This window comes from Flavobacterium sp. MDT1-60, from assembly GCF_014844035.1.
Taxonomy (GTDB): Bacteria; Bacteroidota; Bacteroidia; order Flavobacteriales; family Flavobacteriaceae; genus Flavobacterium.
On the sequence record NZ_CP062159.1, the window covers coordinates 1,275,001 to 1,298,479 of the forward strand.

Genomic DNA, 23,479 nt, shown 5'->3' on the forward strand with positions numbered 1-23,479 from the left:
TTCATGGCAAAAGAATAAATCTGAGGGAATATTTTTAATCTGTGGCAAAAATAAAATCTGCAAAATCTGCGTGAAAAATTATCCGCAACAGCAGACATAAAAACAATAATGAAGAATTTTAAAAACATATTATTTATCTTTTGTCTTCTAACAACTTTCATTTCAAATGGACAAATTGCTGCTGAGCATTTGACTTGTGAAATGACAGAAAACCCATTAGCCGTTATTGAAAAACAACCAAGATTAAGCTGGCAATTGGTTTCAAAAGAATTTAATGTATCACAAATAGGTTATCAGATTTTGGTTGCTTCATCGGAAGAAAAACTCAAAAATGACGACGGTAATATCTGGAACAGTGGACGAGTAAATTCCAGTAAAAATTTACAGATTTCGTATGGCGGAAGTCTTTTAAAAACAGAAACCAAATATTTCTGGAAAGTTAAAGTATGGAATCAAAAAGGCAAAATTTCTAAATGGAGCAAACCTGCTTTTTTTAGAATTGCACCAGACGAATCAGACTTAAATCCAACCTGGATTGGCGCGATTACAAAAGCCGATAGTCATTTGCCGGAAGGTAGAAATTTTCACTCTGCGACTTATAAAAGAGAGAAAAAAGACGCGATAATCAATGCTTCAGATTCTTTGTCACGCAGAAGTATTATGCTTCGAAAATCATTTAATGTTGCTAAAGAAATTAAAGAAGCGATAGTTTATATTTCCGGATTAGGACATTATGAATTAACGCTTAATGGAAAGAAAATTGGCAATAGTGAATTTGCTCCTTTATGGACAGATTACGACAAAACCGTAAATTACAATACCTACGAGTTATCAGCAGCCGAATTGCAAAAGGGCGAAAATATAATCGGTGTTCTTTTAGGAAACGGAATGTACAATACACTTGCAGAAAGATATACCAAGTTTTTTGTGAGTTTTGGTCCGCCAACTTTATTTTTCAAAATGAAAGTGGTTTACAAAGACGGTTCTGAAGAAATCATAAAATCAGATCAAAGCTGGAAATACAGCAAAAGTCCGATTACCTACAACAGTATTTTTGGAGGGGAAGATTACAATGCCAACTTAGAACAAAAAGGCTGGAATTCGAAAGGATTTAATGATTCAAACTGGAAACCAGTTGTCGTTCAGGAAGCACCAAAAGGAGTTTTAAGAGCACAAACAGCGTCACCAATTATGATTCAGAAACGCTATGATATAAAAGAAGTAAAAGAATTAAAACCCAACTTTTATGTTTTTAACATGGGGCAAAATCTTTCGGGATTTCCAACCATACAGGTAAAAGGAAAAAAAGGGCAAACGATTCGCGTTTGGGTTGGTGAAGGTTTGAATGATGACGGAACAATTGGTCAGGGAAGATCTGGAAAACCTTATTATTACGACTATACTTTAAAAGGGGATGGCGTTGAAGAATGGCAGCCAAAATTCAGTTATTACGGATTTCAATATGTTCAGATAGAGAATATTAATTACAAAGAAACTAAAGATAAAAACGTACCGACGCTGGTAGATTTAAAATCGAATTTCATTTATAATTCGGCTGGAGAAGCAGGAACTTTTGAATCATCCAATACCATTTTCAATAAAGCGCATGAACTGATTAATAACTCCATAAAAAGTAATTTTCAGAGTGTTTTTACCGATTGTCCGCAACGCGAAAAATTGGGTTGGCTGGAAGAAATTCATTTAAACGGCCCGGGATTAATGTTCAACTATAATCTGGAAAGTTATATTCCGGCGATAATGCAAAACATAGCAGACGGCCAGAGAGAAAACGGTTTAATTCCGACCATAGTTCCTGAATATGTGGTTTTTGGAGGCGATTTTACCGATTCGCCAGAGTGGGGTGTAACAGGGGTAATTCTGCCTTGGATGTATTATGAATATTATGGTGATGCTTCTTTGTTAGAGAAATATTATCCGGTAATGAAAAAGTACGTAGATTATTTAGGAACAAAAGCCACCAATCATATTTTGTCGTATGGTTTGGGAGATTGGTACGATTACGGAACACACGCTGCAGGATATTCTAAAAATAGTCCGATTGCACTTTCAGCGACTTCACATTATTTTTATGGAGCAAGTTTGGTGGCAAAAGCAGCTAAATTTTTGAACAAAACAGAAGATATTTCAAAATATGAAACTTTAACTGCTGATATAAAAAATGCTTTCAACGCAGCATTCTTCAATCCGGAAACCAGACAATATGGTACAAACAGCCAGTTTAGTAATGCAGTTCCAATTTATATGGATATTGTAGAACCGCAATACAAAGCGGCTGTAATGCAAAATTTACTGGCAGATATAAAAGCAAAAGGCGACAGATTAACGACTGGCGATGTTGGAAATCGTTATTTGTTTCAGGCATTGGCTCAAAATGGTGAGAACGAAATGATGTACAAAATGAACAATCATTACGATGCACCGGGTTATGGTTTTCAGATTAAATTTGGATTGACGACTTTAACCGAACAATGGGATCCGCGAAAAGGAAATTCTTGGAACCATTTTATGATGGGACAAATTGAAGAATGGCTCTATCAAAGTTTAGCGGGAATTGTTCCGGATGATAAAAAGCCGGGTTTCAAACATTTCTTTATTCAGCCGGAAGTGGTAGGCGATATGACTTTTGTTAAAGCAACTTACAAATCTATTTATGGAAATATTGCTTCTGCATGGGAGAAAAAAGATGGCAAATTAATTTTGAAAGTGGAGATTCCTGTGAATACTTCAGCAACAATAAAATTGCCTGTTCAGAAAAATACTGAAATAAAAATAAACGGGAAAATAGCTAAAAATTTAGAATTAGGTTCCGGAAAATATACAATTGAATGTAAAATATAGAACGCAGATGACACGGATTTACTTCGTAAAAACGCAGATTTAAACGGATTTTTTCGATTTTTTTTTACATTAAAATAAAAAAATCCGCGTTCAATCCGCGTCTTCGCTTTAGCGAATCTGTGTCATCAGCGTTCAATTTCATACCAATTAATAAAAAATAAAATGATGAAAATTAAAATATATATAGCCGTTTTTTTCTTTGGAGTTACATTTGCAAATGCACAAATAACCTCTGATGAAAATTTTAGAAAGCCAGTTTCTGAAACCCTGAAAAAAATTGAAACTGTTTTTCATGTTACCATCAATGATGACCGAGGTTTATTAAAAGGAAAAGAATTAGACTACGCTGATTGGAGAATTGAGCCAGGCAATCTGGCAATTTCTTTGACGAATATTTTAGCGCCTTTCGAATTGATGTATTTCAAACAACCAGACGAAACTTATATCATCAGAAAATATGAAAACCATAAAGTTTCGGTTGATAAAGGAAGAGAGCGTTTAGATTATTTGACGACTTTATATTCGAATGTTTCAGAATGGGAAACACGTAAAAAAGAAATAAAAGCCTGTATGATTACGTCATTTGGATTGGATAAAGCGCCGCCAATGCCAAAATCAAAACCTATTTTGACTCCGAAAAGAATTTACAAAGATTACAGTATCGAAAATATTGGACTGGAAATTCTGCCGGGAGTTTATGCTACAGGTTCTATTTACAAACCTTATCCTTTAAATAAAAAAGCGCCGGTAATCTTAACTCCTGATGGACATTTTGGAGATGGAAGATATAGAAAAGACGAACAATACCGTTGTGCCATTATGGCCAAAATGGGAGCAATTGTAGTGAGTTATGATTTGTTTGCCTGGGGAGAATCTTTGCTTCAGTTTCCGGAACAAACACACCGAAATAGTATTGCATCAACGGTACAAGTTTTAAGCGGAATCCGTTTATTGGATTATTTATCGACTCAAAAAAATGTAGATATGTCACGCGTTGGTGTTACGGGAGGTTCAGGCGGAGGATCGCACACGATGTTTTTAGCAGCTTTAGACGATAGAATTACGGTTTCTGCTCCGGTGGTAATGGTTTCTTCTCATTTTTCCGGTGGATGTCCTTGTGAAAGCGGTCGCGGAATTCACCTTTGCGGCAACGGAACTAACAATGCTGAAATCTCAGCCATGATGGCGCCAAAACCACAATTAATTGTTTCTGATGGAAAAGACTGGACATTGGCAGTTCCTGAATTGGAATTCCCTTTTATTCAAAGAACCTATGAACTTTATGGTAAAAAAGATTTGGTAGAAAATGCTCATTTTGCAAAAGAAGGACATGATTTTGGGGTTTCAAAACGTATGGCTTTATATCCGTTTATGGCAAAATATTTAGGTTTGGATTTGAACAAAGTTAAAAATGCAAAAGGTGAAATCGACGAATCAACTTGTGTGATTGAACCTTATGACAAATTATATGTTTTTGGAAATAAAGCGGAAAATTTGCCTAAAAATGCGCTGAAAGATATCGACAAATTATATGAAATGTTTGGAGAGAAGAATAATAAGCTTTACGAGGTTAAGAAGTAAAAAAGGGTTGCCACGAATTGCACGAATTTTCACGAATGTAATGACGGTAATTTAATTTTTGCCACTGATTAAAATGATTAGAAGGATTTTTTTATCTCCTTAAATCTGCAAAATCTGCGAGAGTAATTTTTTCACGCAGATTTTGCAGATCTCGCAGATTTTTAATCAATGAAAAACCTTTAATCTTTGGTTAATAATTAGAGAAATTGAAATAAAAATTAAAAGAGAAATTAGTGCCAATTCGTGTAATTCGTGGCAAAAAAATATATACTATGAAGTTAAGAAATAAAATAACTGCCATTTGTGTTGGAATTTTTTCCTTTGCTGCAACAGCGCAAAGCAGTAGCGACCTGAAATTATGGTACGATAAACCCGCTGCAATCTGGAACGAAGCGCTTCCTTTAGGAAATGGTCGCTTGGGTGCGATGGTTTTTGGTGATCCGGCGGTAGAGCGTTTACAATTGAACGAAGAAACCATTTGGGCGGGATCACCAAACAGTAATGCGCATAACAAATCGATAAAAGCTTTACCAATTGTTCGTCAGTTAATTTTTGACGGAAAATTTGATGAAGCTCAGGAATTGGCAACACAGGATATTATGTCGCAAACCAATGACGGAATGCCATATCAAACTTTCGGAAGCGTCTATATTTCTTTTCCGGGACATCAGAAATATTCCAATTATTACAGAGATTTAGATATTTCAAATGCTACGGCAAAAGTAAAATATACTGTGAATGGAGTAGAATTTACCAGAGAAATTTTGACTGCGTTTGCAGATCAGGTCATTGCGGTAAAACTTTTAGCTAATAAACCGGGACAAATTACGTGTAATGTTTTCATGAACAGTCCGATTGATAAAACCGTTTCAGCTTCTGATGGAGATCAAATCTTGCTTTCAGGAATCGGAAGTAATTTTGAAAACCAAAAAGGAAAAGTAAAATTTCAGGGAAGACTAATTGCCAAAAATATAGGTGGAGAAGTTTCTTCAAGCAACGGAATTTTAAGCATCAACAAAGCCGATGCCGTGACGCTTTATATTTCGATCGCGACGAATTTCAAAAATTATCAGGATATTTCAGAAGACGAAGTGGCGAAAAGTAAAGAATATTTGGCGAAAGCCGAAACCAAAGATTTTGAAACAATAAAAAAAGATCATGTTGCCTATTATCAAAAATTCTTCAATAGAGTTTCTTTTGATTTAGGAACAAACGAATTGGCTAAGAAACCAACAAACGAACGAATCAGGGATTTCTCTAAACAATTTGATCCGCAATTAGCGAGTTTATATTTCCAATTTGGACGTTATCTTTTAATTTCAAGTTCACAACCGGGAGGTCAACCTGCGAATTTACAGGGAATTTGGAATGATATGGTGACGCCGCCCTGGGACAGTAAATACACCACAAACATAAATGCCGAGATGAATTATTGGCCGGCAGAAGTCACCAATCTTTCAGAAATGCACGAGCCTTTTATTCAAATGGCAAAAGAGTTGAGTGTTACTGGTCACGAAACAGCAAAAACTATGTATAATGCAAACGGTTGGGTTTTGCATCATAACACAGATATTTGGCGCGTAACAGCTCCGGTAGATTCGGCTGCATCCGGAATGTGGCCTACGGGCGGTGCTTGGGTTTCTCAGGATTTATGGGAAAGATATTTATATACCGGAGATATAAATTATTTAAAAGAAATTTATCCGATCATGAAAGGTGCGGCGGAGTTCTTTTTGGATTATATGATTGTGGACCCAAACACCGGTTATTTGGTAGTGGTTCCTTCAAGTTCTCCAGAAAACACACATGCCGGCGGAAGCGGAAAAGCAACAATTGCTTCAGGAACGACAATGGATAATCAATTGGTTTTTGATTTGTTTACACATGTTATCGAAGCTTCAAAATTGATTGCCCCAGATGAAAATTTCAATAAAAAGCTAAGTGAGGCCTTGGCTAAAATGCCGCCAATGAAAATTGGAAAATACAGTCAGTTGCAGGAATGGCAAACCGATTGGGATAATCCGGAAGACAAACACAGACACGTTTCGCATTTGTACGGTTTGTTTCCGAGTAACCAGATTTCGGCAACCAAAACACCTGAATTATTTGAAGCTGCAAAGAATTCATTAAATTACAGAGGCGACGAATCTACAGGTTGGTCAATGGGATGGAAAGTGTGTTGGTGGTCCAGATTATTAGACGGAAATCACGCTTATAAATTGTTGCAGGACCAATTGCATTTGGTTACAGCAGAACAAAGAAAAGGCGGAGGAACGTATCCGAATATGTTAGATGCACATCAGCCATTTCAAATTGATGGTAACTTTGGATGTACGGCCGGAATTGCCGAAATGCTGATGCAAAGTCAGGAAGATGCGATTCATTTATTGCCGGCATTACCAAGCGTTTGGAAAGACGGAAGTATTAAAGGTTTGATTTCAAGAGGTGGTTTTGTAATCGATATGACCTGGAAAAACAATAAAGTTTCGGAATTGAAAATTTATTCTAAAATAGGAGGCAACTGCCGTTTGAAAGTAGAGAATACTTTAACTGCCGGAAAAGGAACATCAATTAAAAAAGCAAAAGGAAAAAACACGAATTCGCTGTTTTATGATGTGGAAGTGAAGAAACCAATTATTTCAGAAAAGGCGAATTTAAAGAAAGTTGTACTGCCAAAATATAATGAATATGATGTTCAAATGAAGGCGGGGCAGACTTATACTTTTAAAGGGAATTAGGAATTTCCTAACAGGTTTTTAAAACCTGTTAGGTATAATTTTTAGATAAAGAATGTCTGAATTGCCTCCTGCTTTAGCTGGAGGATTAAAATTTAGATTAAAGTTTTTGGCTTTAGCCGAACTAAATATTTTGGCTAAAGCCATTCAAGGATGTATTTATTTGAACCTCCAGCTAAAGCAGGAGGCAATTCAAAAACAGAGTAAAAAAATAAAATTTGAATAATAATTCTAAACATGTTACAAAATTTCAAATACAAAATAATAGCTTTCATAATCCTGATTGCAACTTTAAGCAGTTGCAAATCCGGAGCAGGCCATTCTAAAAGCACTGCTGCAATTTTAAAACAAGAAAACTTCAAACATTATGTTGATTATTTCAACACGATGGAAGACGAAAATTTAAAATTTGCGATTCCGAATGATTCTGCATGGGCCTGGATGGAAAAAAATATTCCGTTGTTCGAATGTCCGCAGCAAAATTTTGAGGAAATCTATTATTTCCGTTGGTGGAGCGCGCGAAAACATATCAAAAAAACACCACAGGGATATGCGATTACAGAGTTTTTGGTAGATCGTTCGTATGCGGATAAATACAATATGATCAGTTGTGCTTTGGGACATCACATAAATGAATTCAGATGGATTCACAATCCGCAATATTTAGAAGACGACGTTCATTTATGGTTTAGAGGAAATGACGGCAAGCCGATGAAAAAACTCAGAACTTTTAGCAGTTGGACGGCTGATGCCTTGTACAATCGCTATTTGGTAAATAAAGACGATAAATTTTTATTTGATATGTATCCGGATTTGGTAGCAGAATATGCGGCCTGGGAAGGAGACAGAAAACGTAAAGACGGTTTGTTCTGGCAATTTGATGTAAAAGACGGAATGGAAGAATCGTTAAGCGGAGCCAGAAAATTTAGAAATGCGCGTCCAACAATTAACAGTTATATGTTCGGAAATGCAACAGCTTTGGCGAAAATAGCAAAGCTAAAAGGCGATGCTAAACAGGAAAGTAATTTTGAAGCAAAAGCCGATACTCTTCAGAAATTAGTAGAAACAAAACTTTGGAATACTAAAAGTGAATTCTTTGAAACGTTTACAGAGAAAGATACTTTGGCGCAAGTAAGAGAAGCAATCGGATTTATTCCGTGGTATTTTAATTTGCCGCAAAAAGACAAAGGTTTTGAAAAAGCCTGGGAACAAATTAAAGATGAAAAAGGATTTTCGGCTCCATTTGGATTAACAACTGCGGAGCGTAGAAGTCCACGTTTTAGAACACATGGAACAGGAACTTGTGAATGGGATGGTGCCATTTGGCCTTTTGCGAGTTCACAAACGTTAACTGCTTTGGCCAATGTTTTGAATAATTACGATCAGAATTTTGTCGGTAAACCTGACTATTTCAAACAGCTGAATTTGTATGTAGAATCACAATATTTTCACGGAAGACCTTATTTAGGAGAATATTTAGATGAAACCACCGGATATTGGTTAATGGGTGAAAGAGAACGCAGCCGTTATTATAATCACTCCACTTTTAATGATTTGGTGATTACAGGTTTGGTTGGTTTACGCCCGAGAGCGGATGAAAAAATAGAAGTGAATCCGTTGATTCCGCAAGAAAAATGGGATTGGTTTTGTCTGGATAATGTTTTGTACCACGGTAATATCATCACGATTCTTTGGGATAAAACGGGAGAAAAATACCATAAAGGAAAAGGATTTAGAATTTTTAAAAACGGTAAGGAAATTGCGGTTTCTGAGAAATTGGAGAGAGTGATCTCGGAATAGAGTTTTTAGATGCTTCGGAGAAGTATAATATTTATAGCAGGGTTATAACCCGAATGATAAAAAGCTCCAGCGGAGCGATAGAGTTTTTGCTTTTATGTCGCCCCGCTGGGGCTTAATGAACTTATTATTATAAAATCTATAAATATATCGTCCCACTGGGACTTTATATTGTTAAAATAAAATTATGAAAAAGTTTTTTTTACATACAACATTCATCATTATAGCACTGACTTCTTTTTCGGCGAAAGCCCAAAATAAAATCAGTGTTACCAATTTGCAATGCGAAATGCTGAACAATCCTGAAGGAATTGATGTTTTAAAACCAAGATTGAGCTGGCAAATTAATGTAGATGTAAACGATGTAAAACAGACAGCTTATCAAATTTTAGTGGCTTCAACTTTAGAAAAATTAAATGCTAATAAAGCCGATTTCTGGGATAGCGGAAAAGTAGAAAGTAATGAAGCTGTCAATATTATTTACAAAGGAAAACGACTGGAAAACAGACAAGACGCGTTTTGGAAAGTTTTAGTTTGGACGAATAAAGGAGAAGTAAAATCAAATGAAAAGGCACATTTCAGCATCGGAATTTTAACCTATGCCGACTGGAAATCGACCCGTTGGATTGGATATGAAAAATTGTCGAAGGATGATAGTGTTTCTCAGTACGCGAGATTATCTGCCCGTTATCTAAGGAAAGAAATAAACCTTAAAAAACAGGTTAGAAAAGCCAAGGTTTATATCATTGGAATGGGCTTGTATGAGCTGTACATTAACGGAAATAAAATTGGCGATCAGGTTTTGGCACCCGTTCCTACGGATTACACCAAAAATATAAAATACAATGTTTTTGATGTGACTTCGCAATTGAAAGAAGGTAAAAATATGCTGGGAACCATTTTAGGGAATGGACGTTTTTTTGCAATGCGACAGGACTATAAACCGTATAAAATAAAATCATTTGGCTTGCCAAAAATGGCTTTGCAATTGTTTGTTGAATATACGGATGGAACCCAGGATATCATCAGAACGGATGACACCTGGAAAGTAACGACTGACGGACCCATTTTGTCCAACAATGAATATGATGGTGAAGAATATGATGCCCGCAAAGAAATGAAAGGCTGGAACACGACCAATTTTGATGCTAAAAATTGGGTAAATGCCATATATGTGCAGGAACCGGGAGGTTTTTATGAAGGTCAAATGACGCCGAATATGAAAATAATGGGTGAAGTGAAACCTATTTCTATAAAAGCTACAGCAAAAGGGACTTATATTTTAGATATGGGTCAGAATATGGTAGGCTGGCTGCAATTGAAAGTCAAAGGAAAAAGCGGAAATCAGGTCACGATGAAATTTGCGGAATCATTACAGGCTGATGGCTCTTTATATATTGCCAATTTACGCGATGCGAAAACCACTGATGTTTATACTTTAAAAGGAGAAGGTGAAGAAATTTGGGAACCTCGATTTATATTTCACGGATTTCGTTTTGTTAAGGTTTCAGGATTCCCAACAAAACCAACTGTAGATAATTTTATCGGAAAAGTGGTTTATGATGACATCAAAACAACCGGAACTTTCGAGTCTTCAGACGCGACAATGAACCAGATTTTCAAAAACGCCTATTGGGGAATCAGAGGAAATTATAAAGGAATGCCTATTGATTGTCCACAACGTAACGAACGTCAGCCTTGGTTGGGAGACAGAACAACGGGAGCGTATGGCGAAAGTTTTCTATTCGATAATCAGACCTTATATGCCAAGTGGCTGGATGATATAAAAAATGCACAAACGCAGGATGGAGGATTGCCTGATGTTGCGCCGGCATTCTGGCGTTATTATGGTGATAATGTGACCTGGCCGGGAACTTATATTACGGTTGCCGATATGTTGTACCAACAATTTGCAGATCAGGAAGTGATTAAAAAACAATATCCATACATGAAAAAATGGATGTCGTATATGGAAGAAAATTATCTGGTAAACGATTTGATGGATAAGGATAAATATGGGGACTGGTGCGTGCCGCCTGAATCGTTAGAATTAATCCGTTCAAAAGATCCGGCTCGTTTAACAGATGGCGGATTAATATCAAGCGCATTTTATTATCAGTTATTGGGAATCATGAAAAAATTCGCCAAAATCGCGAATGCAGATACTGATATCGAACATTATAATGATTTGTCAGAAAGAATCAGTAAAGCTTTCAATGCAAAATACCTGAACACAGCAACGAACACTTATGCCAATAATACCGTAACGGCAAATGTATTGCCTTTGGCTTTCGGACTGGTTCCTGAAAATATAAAAGAGAAGGTTTTCCAGAATATGGTTCACGAAGTTGAGGTAACGAAAAACGGTCATATTAGTACGGGTGTAATCGGAACTCAATTTTTGATGCGAACCCTGACCAATTTTGGAAGAGGAGATTTAGCGTACAAACTGGCATCTAACAAAACATATCCAAGTTGGGGATTTATGGTAGAAAATGGCGCGACAACCATTTGGGAATTATGGAACGGAAACACTGCAGATCCTAGTATGAATTCTCAAAATCACGTGATGCTTTTAGGCGATTTATTGATTTGGTATTATGAAAACATGGCCGGAATCAAGAGTAATCCTGAAACGCCTGGATTCAAACAAATTATTATGAAACCTGATTTCGAAGCGGGATTGACTTACGTAAATGCTTCCTATGAATCCATTCACGGACTAATAAAAAGCAACTGGAAGAAAAACAAAAACAATTTGCAATGGAATATCACGATTCCGGCAAACACATCGGCTTTGGTTTATTTGCCAACAACGAATATTTCAGAGGTCACTTTAAATGGTAAAAAGATAACTGCTGAAACTTATAAAAACGAAGGTACTAAACTTGTTTTAACGTTGCCTTCAGGTACTTATAATCTAAGCGTAAAGCGTTAATTTGACTAATTCGGGACAGTACAGGATACATCTTTAATTTTTTAGTGTCATTTTTACACTTAATAAATATATTTTGTGCGAAAAATTATTAGTAGTGCATAAAAATTCAAAAAAAATAATCCAAAAATAAAATTAAGAATGAAGATTATAAAGATAACTTTTGTCTTATTCGGTTTATTGCTTTTAGGAAGTTGTAAATCTGCTTTAGAAAAAAAGATATGGAAAGAAGGAATTTTAGTTGATGAATTTATCTATGATAAAGCGCCTTATCCGTCTTGTCACGCCGCTACAATTGTTGAGGCAACAAACGGCGACTTGGTAGCTTCATGGTTTGGAGGAACAAAAGAGAGACATCCTGATGTTTGTATTTATGTAAGCAGAAAACCAAAAGGAAGCGACAAATGGACTGAAGGTATAAATGTTGCTGACGGTGTGATGAAAGACGGACCGAGATTACCAACATGGAATCCGGTTTTATATCAGATTCCGGGTGGTGATTTATTGCTTTTCTATAAAATCGGACCAAAACCATCAGAGTGGTGGGGTGTAATAAGAACTTCATCTGATAACGGAAAAACGTGGTCTGAGGCTAAAAATATGCCAAGTAAAGATTTCTTAGGACCAATCAAAAACAAACCGGTTTTATTAAGCAACGGAACTTTATTATGTCCGTCAAGTATTGAAGGTGACGGTTGGAGATTGCGTATGGAGACTTCTCCTGATTTCGGAAAAACATGGGTTTTAGGGGATACTTTATCAAGAGGAAAAAATAAAATCAATGCCATTCAGCCAAGTATTCTTTTCCATAAAGACGGAAGTATTCAGGCGATTGGAAGAACAAGAAACAGAGCCATTTTTAGTACTTTTTCAAAAGATAACGGAAAAACATGGTCGGATATTGAACTGATTGGATTACCAAATAACAATTCGGGAACTGATGCGGTAACGCTTAAAAACGGAAAACATTTGTTGGTTTACAATCACGTATTGCCTCCGGGAACGGAAGCAAAAGGGCCAAGAACGCCTTTGAACGTTTCAATTTCTGATGACGGAATTCACTGGAAAGCGGCTTTGGTTTTAGAAGATTCAAAAATCAGTCAATATTCATATCCGTCAATGATTCAGAGTTCTGACGGAATGGTGCATATCGTTTATACGTGGAGAAGAGAAAAAATCAAATACGTAAAAGTTGATCCAAGTAAATTAAAAGCGTTCCCAATCAAAAACGGAATCTGGCCTGGAGACGAAAACAAAACCGTAACGGCAGTTAAAGCTGAAGAGGAGTAAAGAGAAAAGTTTGCCACTAATTACACGAATTTACACTAATTTTTAGTAAAAACAAATTCGTGGAAATTCGTGTAATTAGTGGCTAAAAAAAACACAACAATGAGCAATAAAATTTTTACAAAATTAACGGCTATACTTTTCATGATTGTTTTTGCGGGAGCGTTCAGTAGTTGCGCAACGGCTCAATCATCAAAAAACAAACAACAATACAAAGTTGCGGTTTGTGACTGGATGATTTTAAAAAGACAAAAATTAGGTGCTTTTGGTTTGGCAAGCGAAATCAAAGCCGACGGAATAGAACTGGACATGGGAGGTTTAGGAAAAAGACCAACTTTTGACAGTAAATTGGGAGATCCGATTGAAAGACAAAAGTTTCTGGATAAATCTAAAGAGTTGCATGTGGGAATCAGTTCTATTGCCATGTCCGGATTTTATGCACAGTCTTTTGCGAAAAGAGAAACTATCGAACCCATGATTAATGATTGCGTAAAAGCAATGAAAGACATGAAAGTAAAAGTGGCTTATCTTCCGATGGGAACAGAAAGTGATTTAGTTAAAAATCCGGAATTGCGTCCGATTATTATCGAAAGACTAAAATGGGCAGGCAAACAAGTGGGTAAAATTGGCGGAGTTATTGCAATTGAAACTTCACTGAATGCTACCGAAGAGAAAAAACTTTTAGAAGAAATTGGTTCAAAACATATAAAAAGTTCTTTCAATTTTGCCAATGCCGCAGACAACGGAAGAGACGTTGCATCAGAACTAAAAATATTAGGCAAAAAACATTTAGCACAAATTCACGCTTCAAATACCGATAAAGTTTGGCTGGAAAATGACCCGATGATCAATATGCCGGAAATCAAAAAAACGCTGGACGAAATGAAATGGAGCGGCTGGTTAATTGTAGAACGTTCAAGAGATGTAACACAAGTACATAATGTAAAAGCCAATTACGGTGCAAACGTCGCGTACTTAAAAAAGATTTTTCAGAATTAATAAGTTTAAATAAAAGTGCTGAATATGTAAAAGTTAAACAGTGCATTTTCACACTTTTAATCTGCGTTTATCTGCTTAAATCTGCCCTGATCTGCGTGAAAAAAATGGCACGCAGATTTACACAGATTTAAGCAGATTTGGCAGATTTAATTTATTTAGCAAAGAATAAAATTACAATACCATGAGATATTTCAGTTTACTTTTTTTATGTTTTTATGCCACTTTCGCAACAGCGCAAAATATTACTATTGTAAGTGATTCAAAATCGCCAAGAGCTCAGTTTGGAGTTGAAAAACTATCTGAAATAGCATCAGCTAAAGGATTCAAAGTAATTTATTCGGATAAAATAACTAAAAACTCAAAAGATAAAGTAATTGTAATTGGCGAAAAAGGAACTGATTTTTGGAAACAAAATTCGAAATCTGCTAAAATCGATGATAGCAAATTAACTAAGAAAGAAGGTTTTCAAATTCGTACGCAAAAAAACATTATTTACATTGAAGGAACTGACGCAAGTGGTGCCTTGTACGGCGCAATGGAATTAGCGGACCGTATTAAAAGTTCAGGACAACTTCCGACAGAAATTAATATTGATGACAGTCCGGAAATGGTGTTGAGAGGGGCCTGTATCGGAATGCAGAAAACGACTTATCTTCCGGGCAGAGATGTTTACGAATATCCGTATACGCCTGAAACTTTTCCGTGGTTTTACGATAAAAAACTATGGATCAAGTATCTGGATATGATGGTCGATAACAGAATGAACTCCTTGTATTTATGGAACGGACATCCATTCGCTTCATTAGTGAAACTGAAAGATTATCCATTTGCTGTGGAAGTAAGCGATGAAGATTTCAAAAAGAACGAAGAAGTTTATAAATTCCTTACGGTAGAAGCCAACAAAAGAGGAATCTGGGTTATTCAGATGTTCTACAATATTATTGTTTCTAAGCCTTTTGCGGAGCATTATAATATGAAAACGCAGGATCGTTCAAGACTAATTACGCCTTTACTTTCAGATTATACGAGAAAGTCTATTGCTGCTTTTATCGAAAAATATCCAAATGTGGGATTGATGGTTTGCTTGGGAGAGGCCATTAATACGATTGATGATGATGTAGAGTGGTTTACCAAAACGATTATTCCGGGAGTTCAGGATGGTTTGAAAGCGTTAGGAAGAACAGATGAGCCGCCAATTATTTTGCGTTCGCACGATACTGATGGACCTTTGGTAATGGAAAAATCGCTTCCGTTATACAAAAACTTATACACAGAAAGTAAATATACCGGAGAATCGTTGACGACTTATACGCCAGGCGGACCTTGGGGAGAAACGCACAAACAATTAAGTGCTTTAAAATCGATTCATATTGAGAATGTACATATTCTGGCCAATTTAGAACCTTTCAGATACGGCTCACCTGATTTTATCCAGAAAACGGTTAAGGCAATGCACAGCGTTCACGGTGCGAATGCGTTGCATTTATATCCGCAAGCTTCTTATTGGGATTGGCCATATTCTGCAGATAAAACAAAAACAGGTGAACGATTACTTGAAATGGATCGTGACTGGATATGGTACAAAGCCTGGGCAAGATATGCGTGGGACAGTAAAAGAGACAGAAATGAAGAAGTTAAGTTCTGGGACAAAGATTTAGCTGCTAAATACGGAACAGATACAGAAGCAGCAAATAATATTCAAAAAGCATACGACGAATCTGGAGAAATTGCTCCAAAAACCTTAAGACGTTTCGGAATTACAGAAGGAAACCGACAAACTTTATTGTTAGGAATGTTCGAAAGTCAGTTGGTAAATCCGGCGAAATGGCGTGTTTATCCGGGTTTTCATGAATCTTGTGGTCCTGTTGGAGAATTACTTTTAGAATATTCTAAAAAAGAATGGAATCATGAACCACATGTTGGTGAACTTCCAACTCAGATTATTGCTGAAATCACAGAACATGGAAGACTGGCTGTTGAAGCAATCGACAAAGCAGAACCAAGCGTAACAAAAGACAAAGACGAATTTTTACGTCTGAAAAATGATATGCATTGCTATAAGGCTTTCGCCGATTTCTTTTCAGAAAAGGTAAAAGCAGCCTTATTGGTTTTAAGATACAGTTACTCCAATGATATTTCAGATTTAGATAAAGCACTTCCTCATTTGGAGAAAAGTATCGAATATTATGAAACATTAGTAAATTTAACAAAAGATAGTTATTGGTATGCCAACAGTATGCAAACCGCGCAACGCCGTATTCCGATTGGTGGTGATGACGGAAATAACAAAACATGGGCAGAATTATTGCCGCATTACGAAAGAGAATTGGTTAATTTTAAACGAAATCTGGAGTTGTTGAAAGCATCAAAAGATGGAAAAATTGCAACCAAAGAAGGAAAACCATGGCAAACCGCAGAAGTAACTTTGTTAAGTGAAAGCAAAGGAACTTATGCAATAAAAAATGGTACAAAAGTATACGGAACACCAATCTCAGAATTCACAAAAATAGCTCCTGAATTGCAAAACTTAAAAGGAATTGCTTTTGAGGAAACAGCGCAAAACGAAAAAGGAACGCATTTGAAATTCAAAAACACCAAACCTGTAAAACTGGTTGTAGGTTATTTTAATTCAGATCAAAAGCGATTTTTATTTCCGCCAAGTTTAGAAACAGATGCAGCCGGAAATGCTTACGGTCAGGCCGAAGTGATTTTGGCAAGCGCCATGAATCTTAAAGAATTGCCTCGTGTAAATATTCATACCTACACCTTTCAGCCAGGAGAAAATGAATTGAATTTAGGAAAAGGAAGAGTGCTTATTTTAGGATTTATTGATGCCAACCAAACGATAACACCGCGAGATGTGGGTTATATTGATGCAGGAGAAAAAGGAGCCATTGATTGGTTGTTTTATTAAATTACGATTTCCTGCAAGGTTTCCAAAACCTTGTAGGTGTTTTAATCAAGATTAAGAATCGCGTAAAAATTAAACCTACAAGGTTCTGAAAACCTTGCAGGACAATAAAAAACATGAACAAAATATTTTTTTTTATTTGCTTTTTTTTAGTTTTTAGCTCGGTAGAGAGCCAGGTGAAACACGACTCAGCGAAATTGCGTAAAGAAATTTCGCTGAATTCATCTTGGGAAACTATTATCATAAGCGATCCTTTAAAACAGGAAGAAGCTTTTGTGAGCAATCCTAAAATTGATTCGCAATGGCAAAAAACTGATGTGCCTCATAACTGGGACCAATATTATGGTTACCGCAGAATGAAACACGGCAATTTGCACGGAACAGCCTGGTATCATAAAACATTTAGCGTCGATAAAAAAGATAAAGGCAAACGCCTTTTTTTGTTTTTTGAAGGAGTTAGTTCTTACGCGACAGTTTGGCTAAACGGAAAAAAAGTAGGAGCGCACAAAGGTGGCCGAACGACTTTTACCATCGATATCACAAACGCTGTTTCTTTTGATGGGCAAAATGATATGATGGTCAAAGCAGAACACCCATCATTTATAGCTGATCTTCCTTGGGTTTGTGGTGGTTGTTCAGGCGAATGGGGATTTTCAGAAGGTTCTCAACCAATGGGGATTTTCAGACCGGTTTCTTTAGTGGTTACAGATGAGGTTCGTATCGAGCCTTTTGGTGTTCATATCTGGAATGATAAATCGATTTCTAAAGAAACGGCGATCCTTCATACGACAACAGAAATCAAGAATTACGGAAAATCAAACCGCGATTTAACGATTGAAAATATACTCTTTGATGCTGCCGGAAAGAAAGCTGCTATAAGTAAAAGCGATATCAAAAATGTTTCAGGAGAAACAAAAGAAATAACACAGACACTTCCGGAAATTTCAAATCCAAAATTATGGTCGCCGGCAAGTCCCTATTTATATCAGTTAGTGACTTCTGTTTATGAAAACGGGAAAAAAATAGATGAACTAAAAACGCCATACGGAATCCGTTGGGTGAGTTGGCCGGTGAGTCGTGACGGAAAAGACAATCGTTTTTATATTAACGATGAAGCATTGTTTGTAAACGGAACCTGCGAATACGAACATTTGATCGGGAAAAGCCATTCATTTTCAGATGAAGAAATTCATGCGCGAATCGAACAAATAAAAGCTGCCGGATTTAATGCTTTTAGAGAAGCGCATCAGCCTCATAATTTATTATATCAAAAAGAATTAGATGAAAACGGAATCCTGTTTTGGAGTCAGTTTTCGGCACATATTTGGTACGACACGCCAGAATTCAAAGAGAACTTCAAAACCTTGTTACGAGAATGGATTAAAGAACGCAGAAACAGTCCGTCAGTAGTGATGTGGGGATTGCAGAATGAAAGTACAATTCCGAAGGAATTCGCCGAAGAATGTACCAAGATTATTCGTGAAATGGATCCGTTATCAGCTTCTCAAAGAATCGTAACAACTTGTAACGGTGGTGAAGGAACAGACTGGAATGTCGTACAAAACTGGTCGGGAACGTATGGAGGTGATCCTTTAAAATATCATCTCGAAATGAGCACGCAACTCTTAAACGGAGAATACGGCGCGTGGCGTACAGCAGATTTACATACCGAAGGCGAATTTGATCAAAAAGGAATTTTGAGTGAAAACAGATTTTCGCAATTAATGGAAATCAAGGTCCGTGAAGCCGAATTGGTGAAAGATAAAATTGCGGGACAATTTAACTGGCTTTTTGCTTCGCATGAAAATCCGGGACGTTCTCAAAACGGAGAAGGTTTCAGAGATATTGATAAAGTCGGACCTATAAATTATAAAGGACTTTTTACCGTTTGGGGCGAGCCGTTGGACGCGTATTATATGTACCGTGCTAATTATGTTTCGAACAAAACAAACCCGATGGTTTATATTGTTTCGCATTCGTGGCCAAACCGCTGGGATTCGGCAGGTATAAAAAACGGAATCGATATTTACTCCAATTGTGATGAGGTTGAATTGTTCAACGATATCAATAAGAGTTCTTTGGGTAAATTGAAAAATCCGGGATTAGGACAGCATTTTCAATTTAACAATGTCAATATTCAATACAATGTTTTGTACGCTGTGGGTTATGTGAACGGAAAAGTGGTTGCGAAAGATTATGTTGTTTTGAATACACTTCCAAAAGCACCAAATCTAAATGCATTATATACAGATCAGGCTGATATTACAAAATCAAAAAAAGGATACAATTATCTTTACAGAGTGAATTGTGGTGGTTCTGAATTCACAGATGTTGAAGGAAGTACCTGGTTGACCGACACACATAAAAACGGACAAAATACCTGGGGATCTTTATCCTGGACAGATAAATTTGAAAAACTTCCGGATTATTATGCGAGTCAAAGAAGTACTTTTGACCCAATTTCGGGAACAAAAGATCAGACTTTATTCCAAAGTTTCAGATACGGAACAGATAAATTGAGTTATGAATTTCCTGCGCCAGATGGTGAATATTTAATCGAGTTGTATTTTATAGAACCATGGTACGGAACCGGTGGCGGATTGGATTGCAAAGGCTGGCGATTGTTTGATGTGGCGATTAATGACAATGTCGTTCTGAAAGATTTTGATATTTGGTCAGAAGTGGGGCACGATAAAGTCTTGAAGAAAACTTTTGTGGTAAAAAGCAAAAACGGAAAATTGGTTATTTCGTTCCTGAATGTAAAAGTCGGTGAAGCCATAATTTCAGCAATTGCAATTGCGACCAAAGATATTAACGCAAGACCTGCAGCAGAATCTCCTAAAAACATTCAGAATCTGGTTTTAAAGGCTTATAATAAAACAAGAAATACAGTTGCTTCCTGGCTGGATATCAATTCAAAACAATATTCAGATTCAGAAGTTGTTTTTACCAAATTACCTTCAGAAGTTTTTGGAGCAGATTATTTGCAGTTTTCCTCTAAATCAAAAACTTCAGGTTCGTTTACCGTCAAAGAAGATTCAGATCTTTATGTATTGATTGATAGCAAAATTAAAACACAATTTGCATGGTTATCAGGTTATAAAAAATCAGAAGAAATGGCAAAAAACAGTAACAATATTGAGTTTGCTATTTATACTAAAAAAGTAAAAAAAGGAGAAAATATTACTTTCGATAATTCAGAAACGCTGAGCACTTTTATTGTTGTTCCGACATATGATATGGGAGAAAAAGATGATTCTCGTCAAACTTTAGTTTTAGAAGCTGAAAATGCCAAAACTACCGGAACGGATATTGTAAAAGGAAATTTCAAAAAGGCCGACTATATTGAGTTCACCAAAAAGACCAATAATAGCATTGAGTTTGAAGTAAAGCCAGGTGTTGCCGGAATTTATTTGATGCGTTTTAAATTCATGAACAGAAATGAAACGCCATTAAAAGTAAAATTCAAAATGGAAGATGCGTACGGAATTTTGATGCGAAATGATACAATCGAATTCTTCCCTTCACCAGAAAAATGGAAAGTTTTAAATACCACTTCCGGAGGATATATTAATGCAGGAACGTATAAAATCACTTTGGAATCAGAAGATATGAAAGGATTGATGTTGGATTCTTTTGAGTTTCAATAGGTTTTTTGTTACAAAAGACACAAAGACACGAAGGTTTAATAAGTTTTTTTGTAGAGGCGCACAGCAGTGCGTCTACGTTTCAATTGTCCATACTGTGTGTTAGACGCACTGCTGTGCGTCTCTACAAAAACGATACGGAGATTTTTCGTTGCTCGAAAATTGACAAAGCATGGTTCAAATCGTAAAAGAATAAAAAATAATTGTAATGAATAAACATAAAAAAATTCTACAAAAAACAACAATAATACTAGCAGTATTACTTCTGGCAGCCTGTGCTTCAAAAAGTAAAAATGACAGAACCGTTGAAGATTTCAACAAAGATTGGAATTTCAAAATAGGCGATTATCCAACAGCTATTGAATCTGATTTTAATGCTTCGGATTGGAGAACACTTCAATTGCCTCACGATTGGAGTATTGAAGGCGCTTTTGACAAAGACAGTAAAACAAAACAGGCGCAGGGATTTTTGCCGGCAGGAATGGGCTGGTATCGCAAAACATTTACTATTCCGCAGGATTGGGAAAACAAAACGGTTTCTGTAGAATTTGACGGAGTTTTTAAGAATAGCGAAGTGTTTATTAACGGACATTCTTTAGGAATCCGTCCTAACGGTTATATTTCATTTTCTTATGAATTATCAAAATATTTGAAATTCGGAGGACAAAATATCATTGCAGTAAAAGTCGATAATTCGGCTCAACCCAATTCAAGATGGTACACGGGTTCCGGAATTTATAGAAATGTAAGATTGGTGGCCAGCGATAAATTACACGTGCCAGAGTGGGGAACTTTTGTAACGACGCCAGAAATTTCAAAAGAAAAAGCTTCAATTCATTTAGAAGTGGATGTTAAAAATGATTCTGAAATGGAGAAGGAATTCAGAATGGTTTCTTCTATTTTAAATAAAAACAATGTTGAAGTTGCTCAAACCGAATCAATACAAAAAATTGGAGGGAATTCTTTGTCAAAAAACATTCAAAAGTTTACTTTAAATAACCCAATTCTTTGGGATACAGAAAATCCGTATTTGTATAAAATCGTCACTAAAATTTATGACAAATCAATTTTAGTCGACAGTTATGAAACACCGCTTGGAGTTCGTTATTTTAATTTTGATGCCGAAAAAGGGTTTTCATTAAATGGGAAACCGATGAAGATTTTAGGTGTTTGTTTGCATCATGACAATGGTGCTTTGGGCGCTGTAGAAAACATTCATGCGGTTAAAAGAAAATTGACCATTCTAAAAGAAATGGGAACCAACGCCATCAGAATGTCTCATAATCCGCATTCTTTAGAAATGATGCAATTGTGTGATGAAATGGGTTTCATCGTTCAGGACGAAGCTTTTGATGTCTGGAAAAAGAAAAAGGTAACGAACGATTATCATAAAGACTGGGATGCGTGGCATAAAAAAGATTTAGAAGATTTCATTAAAAGAGATCGTAATCATCCATCGGTAATGATGTGGAGTATTGGTAACGAAATCAGGGAACAATTTGACAGTACCGGAATTGCGATTACGAGAGAATTGGCTCAAATTGTAAAATCGTTAGATACAACACGTCCAGTAACTTCTGCTTTGACAGAAAATGTTATTGAGAAAAATTTTATTTATCAATCGGGTGCTTTGGATCTTTTGGGATTCAATTACAAACACGAAGATTACAAAGATTTTCCAATTCGTTTTAAAGGGCAAAAAATAATTGCTTCTGAAAGTGTTTCGGCTTTAGAAACGCGTGGCCATTATGACTTTCCTTCGGATGGTGTTAAAGCCTGGCCGACAAAATATGGTGCTCCGTTTGACGGAAATGCAGATTGGACCGTTTCGGCTTTTGATCAGGTAAAATCGTATTGGGGTGCAACGCATGAAGAAAACTGGAAAACGATCAAGAAACAGGATTTTATGGCGGGAACTTTTATCTGGACCGGTTTCGATTATATTGGCGAACCAGATCCGTATCCGTATCCTGCAAGAAGTTCGTATTTTGGGATTGTTGATTTAGCCGGTTTCCCGAAAGACGTGTATTATATGTACCAAAGTGAGTGGACAATCAAATCGGTTTTACATATTTTTCCACATTGGAATTGGCAAAAAGATCAGGAAGTTGATGTTTGGGCTTATTACAATAATGCCGATGAAGTTGAATTATTCTTAAACGGAAAATCACTCGATAAAAAATCAAAACAAAATGATGATTTACATGTTTCATGGCGCGTAAAATTTGAGCCGGGAACATTAAAAGCCATTTCCAGAAAAGATGGAAAAGTAGTTTTAGAAAAAGAAATTCATACCGCGGGAACAGCTTCCAAAATAGATTTGAAAGTATATAAAGCGACCCTTAAAAATGATACTTATGATTTGGTTTACGTGACCGTTTCTATCGTTGACAAAGACGGAAATCTTCTGCCAAATGCAAATGACTTAATCAATTTTGAAGTTTCGGGCGGAGGAAAATTAGTGGGTGTTGATAACGGTTATCAGGCGAATTTAGATTCTTTTAAGGCCAATTCCTGCAAATTGTTTAATGGAAAATGTATTGCTATTATTCAGTCGAATGGGAAGAAAGAAAACATCAAATTTAGGGCTTCAACTGGAAACGAGATTCCGGTTTCTGCTCTAGATGTAAAAGTAAATTAAAATTGTCAACTCATATGTCGCCCCTTTGGGGCTTTGATCCTAATCTATATTATTTTCTATAAATATTAAACTCCGCTGGAGTTTTTC

General features: G+C 36.3%; 10 protein-coding genes. All 10 read left to right on the forward strand.

Going from position 1 to position 23,479, the window contains the following annotated elements; all coding sequences use genetic code 11:
• Positions 1–108: 108 nt before the first annotated feature.
• The 10 genes from IHE43_RS05230 to IHE43_RS05275 all read left to right on the forward strand — a co-directional run bounded on the left by IHE43_RS05230 (position 109) and on the right by IHE43_RS05275 (position 23,392).
• Positions 109–2,859, forward strand: coding sequence for a glycoside hydrolase family 78 protein (locus tag IHE43_RS05230; RefSeq protein ID WP_192186993.1), 2,751 nt, complete (start codon positions 109–111; stop codon positions 2,857–2,859).
• Positions 2,860–3,021: 162 nt separating this feature from the next.
• Positions 3,022–4,440: a S9 family peptidase gene (locus tag IHE43_RS05235; protein ID WP_192186994.1), complete on the forward strand. Its 1,419-nt coding sequence runs from the start codon at positions 3,022–3,024 to the stop codon at positions 4,438–4,440.
• A 272-nt stretch (positions 4,441–4,712) separates the two neighbouring features.
• Positions 4,713–7,178: a glycoside hydrolase N-terminal domain-containing protein gene (locus tag IHE43_RS05240; RefSeq protein ID WP_192186995.1), complete on the forward strand. Its 2,466-nt coding sequence runs from the start codon at positions 4,713–4,715 to the stop codon at positions 7,176–7,178.
• 234 nt (positions 7,179–7,412) lie between these two features.
• Positions 7,413–8,975, forward strand: coding sequence for a glycosyl hydrolase family 65 protein (locus tag IHE43_RS05245; RefSeq protein ID WP_192186996.1), 1,563 nt, complete (start codon positions 7,413–7,415; stop codon positions 8,973–8,975).
• Between the two features lie 184 nt (positions 8,976–9,159).
• Complete coding sequence (locus tag IHE43_RS05250) at positions 9,160–11,910, forward strand: alpha-L-rhamnosidase (RefSeq protein WP_192186997.1); 2,751 nt, start codon at positions 9,160–9,162, stop codon at positions 11,908–11,910.
• A 138-nt stretch (positions 11,911–12,048) separates the two neighbouring features.
• On the forward strand, positions 12,049–13,197 hold the full coding sequence (locus IHE43_RS05255; protein WP_192186998.1) for an exo-alpha-sialidase: 1,149 nt from the start codon (positions 12,049–12,051) through the stop codon (positions 13,195–13,197).
• 99 nt (positions 13,198–13,296) lie between these two features.
• Positions 13,297–14,193: a sugar phosphate isomerase/epimerase gene (locus IHE43_RS05260; RefSeq protein ID WP_192186999.1), complete on the forward strand. Its 897-nt coding sequence runs from the start codon at positions 13,297–13,299 to the stop codon at positions 14,191–14,193.
• Positions 14,194–14,374: 181 nt separating this feature from the next.
• Complete coding sequence (locus IHE43_RS05265) at positions 14,375–17,107, forward strand: glycoside hydrolase family 20 zincin-like fold domain-containing protein (protein WP_192187000.1); 2,733 nt, start codon at positions 14,375–14,377, stop codon at positions 17,105–17,107.
• A 113-nt stretch (positions 17,108–17,220) separates the two neighbouring features.
• Entirely contained in the window at positions 17,221–20,754 is a 3,534-nt protein-coding gene (locus tag IHE43_RS05270; RefSeq protein WP_192187001.1) for a malectin domain-containing carbohydrate-binding protein, read from the forward strand.
• A gap of 205 nt (positions 20,755–20,959) precedes the next feature.
• Positions 20,960–23,392, forward strand: a complete 2,433-nt coding sequence (locus IHE43_RS05275; protein ID WP_192187002.1) for a sugar-binding domain-containing protein — start codon at positions 20,960–20,962, stop codon at positions 23,390–23,392.
• Positions 23,393–23,479: the final 87 nt, after the last annotated feature.

Coding starts and splice junctions, on each gene's coding strand:
- IHE43_RS05230 (WP_192186993.1), top strand. CDS start 109: ATGAAGAATTTTAAAAACATATTATTTATCTTTTGTCTTCTAACAACT.
- IHE43_RS05235 (WP_192186994.1), top strand. CDS start 3,022: ATGATGAAAATTAAAATATATATAGCCGTTTTTTTCTTTGGAGTTACA.
- IHE43_RS05240 (WP_192186995.1), top strand. CDS start 4,713: ATGAAGTTAAGAAATAAAATAACTGCCATTTGTGTTGGAATTTTTTCC.
- IHE43_RS05245 (WP_192186996.1), top strand. CDS start 7,413: ATGTTACAAAATTTCAAATACAAAATAATAGCTTTCATAATCCTGATT.
- IHE43_RS05250 (WP_192186997.1), top strand. CDS start 9,160: ATGAAAAAGTTTTTTTTACATACAACATTCATCATTATAGCACTGACT.
- IHE43_RS05255 (WP_192186998.1), top strand. CDS start 12,049: ATGAAGATTATAAAGATAACTTTTGTCTTATTCGGTTTATTGCTTTTA.
- IHE43_RS05260 (WP_192186999.1), top strand. CDS start 13,297: ATGAGCAATAAAATTTTTACAAAATTAACGGCTATACTTTTCATGATT.
- IHE43_RS05265 (WP_192187000.1), top strand. CDS start 14,375: ATGAGATATTTCAGTTTACTTTTTTTATGTTTTTATGCCACTTTCGCA.
- IHE43_RS05270 (WP_192187001.1), top strand. CDS start 17,221: ATGAACAAAATATTTTTTTTTATTTGCTTTTTTTTAGTTTTTAGCTCG.
- IHE43_RS05275 (WP_192187002.1), top strand. CDS start 20,960: ATGAATAAACATAAAAAAATTCTACAAAAAACAACAATAATACTAGCA.